2 protein-coding genes are annotated in these 1,719 nt (G+C 54.3%); one reads left to right on the top strand and one right to left on the bottom strand.

The window, feature by feature from the left end; genetic code table 11:
• A partial coding sequence (locus tag ACXJ5O_RS25965; RefSeq protein WP_457302423.1) for a VOC family protein occupies positions 1-291 on the bottom strand: 291 nt, incomplete at its 3' end.
• Between the two features lie 259 nt (positions 292-550).
• Between ACXJ5O_RS25965 and ACXJ5O_RS25960 the strand changes: the two genes are divergently transcribed.
• A partial coding sequence (locus ACXJ5O_RS25960; protein WP_457302422.1) for a low temperature requirement protein A occupies positions 551-1,719 on the top strand: 1,169 nt, incomplete at its 3' end.

Raw genomic sequence — 1,719 nt, 5'->3', positions numbered from 1 at the left:
CGGATACTCGATTTTCAGACCGGTAGCGCTGATCTTTTCAAACGTTGCTCTGGCATCCTCTACCTGCAATTCAAAGCACATGCCTGTGCCACTGAAGCTCTCGGAACCGGGTGGTGCAGAGGGGTGATCAGGCGTCATGAAGGCGATGGAAGCGGACTGGTCTTCTGCCAAAAGCAAGCAAAACCAGGTGCTATCGAAACCACTGACGAAGCCGAGGTGCCGGATCCAGAAATCGCGGCAGGCTTCCTTTCGTGGCGTGACTATAATCGGATAGCGGTCCATGAAAGCCATTTTCTTCATCCTGTAATTTTGCGGTCACCGCATTAAACAGGGTGAGAAAAGACGTTGGCAAGGCCCTTTTGTCAGGAGACAGAATAGGAATAAGTTCGCAGCTGAGAACTTATTCCCTCAACTTTCCCAGTGTTTTTAGACCGTGCCTGGATGACATATTCATTCCGATACGGTTAACTGCCTCTCGCGTTCCTGCACTGCTTCGGGAAAAAAGCATTCCATTTTGAGCRAAAAGCGTATGAAAAATTGGGGCAAAAACGTGGCTTTTTTCGGAGCAATTCAAGACTACTCCCGCAAGCGCGGCGATGCGAACAGCGCGAAAGTCGACTTCGTCGAACTCTTTTTCGATCTCGTATTCGTCTTCGCCATCACACAGATATCGCACCTACTGCTGCATGATCTCAGCCTCAAGGGGCTCGTCGAAAGCGCGCTGCTCCTTTTGGCAGTCTGGTGGGTATGGGTCTACACGATGTGGTGCACCAATTGGCTCGATCCGGCGACACCGCCGGTGCGCACAATGTTGTTCGTGCTGATGCTGGCCGGGCTTGTGCTTTCGACGTCGATCCCCACTGCCTTCGAGGCCCGCGGATTGGTGTTCGCCTGCGCTTTCGTCTTCATGCAGTTCGGCCGGTCGGTTTTTATGGTTTGGGTGCTCCGACACCACAATCGGGCCAATTACCGCAACTACCTGCGGATCACGATCTGGCTCGCCGTGTCGGGCTCATTCTGGATTGCCGGCGGTTTCGCCGAACCGGAGCATCGGCTTGTCTTTTGGGCAATAGCTCTTGGAATAGAAGTGGTGGGGCCAGCCCTTGGTTTMTGGACATTCCGCCTTGGGGCCTCTTCGACAGGAGAGTGGGATGTCGATGGTGAGTACATGGCGGAGCGGGCCGCGCTGTTTGTCATTATCGCACTTGGAGAGTCCATCCTCGTTTCCGGCGCGACTTTCGCCGATCAGGAATGGAATTTCATCTCCTTTTCGGCATTTCTCACGACCTTCGTTGCATCTGTTGCCATGTGGCTGGTCTATTTCAATGTGGGCCAATCGGCCGGCCATCACAAGATTGCGGCGACTGACGATCCCGGCAGGATCGCTCGCGTGGCCTACACCTATGTTCACGTTCTGCTTGTGGCCGGTATCATCGTCGTTGCTGTATCGGATGAGCTTATCCTTGCGCATCCGACGGGTCATTCGGACGCCGCGACGATCTGGACGTCAATTGGTGGTACGGCGCTTTATCTGGTCGGGAATCTGCTGTTCAAGTTCTATATCGCGGRAAGACCGCCACTGTCTCATATGATCGGTCTGGGACTGTGCGCGATGCTTGCGTTCTTTGCTGACGGACTGTCGCCATTGGTGCTCGGCTCCCTCACCACCGGCATTCTGATCATCGTCACGATCTGGGAGTATTTTGGCCAGGTGAAGGA

This window comes from Phyllobacterium sp. P5_D12 (assembly GCF_054049495.1).
The sequence above is the reverse complement of the archived record's forward strand: the minus strand, read 5'-3'. Positions and strand labels throughout refer to the sequence as shown.